The 855-nt window shown below is 50.4% G+C and carries 1 protein-coding gene; it reads left to right on the top strand.

Going from position 1 to position 855, the window contains the following annotated elements:
- The coding region (gabT, locus tag ACWHAR_RS25045; RefSeq protein ID WP_452088178.1) for a 4-aminobutyrate--2-oxoglutarate transaminase at window positions 1-855 on the top strand (855 nt) is incomplete at both ends.

Here is an 855-nt window from a genome sequence, read left to right as displayed (position 1 = left end):
GCAGTCGAAAACGCTGTGAAAATCGCCAGAAAGTATACAAAGCGTCAAGGCGTTGTCTCATTTACGCGCGGGTTTCATGGACGCACGAATATGACGATGAGCATGACAAGCAAGGTAAAACCTTATAAATTCGGTTTCGGACCTTTTGCGCCAGAGGTTTATCAAGCGCCGTTCCCTTATTATTATCAGAAGCCGGCCGGCATGAGTGATGAAAGCTATGACGATATGGTCATTCAAGCATTCAATGATTTCTTTATCGCTTCAGTGGCGCCTGAAACGGTGGCGTGTGTCGTGATGGAGCCAGTGCAGGGAGAAGGCGGATTTATTATTCCTTCGAAACGGTTCGTACAGCACGTCGCTTCATTCTGCAAAGAACACGGCATTGTTTTTGTTGCTGATGAAATCCAAACCGGCTTTGCCAGAACTGGCACTTATTTCGCAATTGAGCACTTTGATGTAGTGCCCGATCTGATCACGGTTTCTAAATCGCTTGCGGCAGGCCTGCCATTAAGCGGTGTGATTGGGCGTGCGGAAATGCTTGATGCGGCAGCGCCAGGGGAGCTGGGCGGCACGTATGCCGGCAGCCCGCTCGGCTGCGCGGCGGCTTTGGCAGTCTTGGATATTATTGAAGAAGAAGGACTGAATGAGCGATCTGAAGAAATTGGCAAAATCATTGAAGACAAGGCGTATGAGTGGAAACAAGAATTCCCGTTCATCGGTGACATCCGCAGACTCGGGGCGATGGCCGCAATCGAAATCGTCAAGGATCCTGACACGCGTGAGCCTGATAAGGCAAAAGCAGCAGCGATCGCGGCCTATGCGAATCAAAACGGATTACTTTTGCTGACAGCGGGA

This window comes from Bacillus sp. LR--39, from assembly GCF_053613335.1.
Note: the sequence above shows the minus strand (reverse complement) of the source record. Positions and strands in the feature narration are given on the sequence as shown.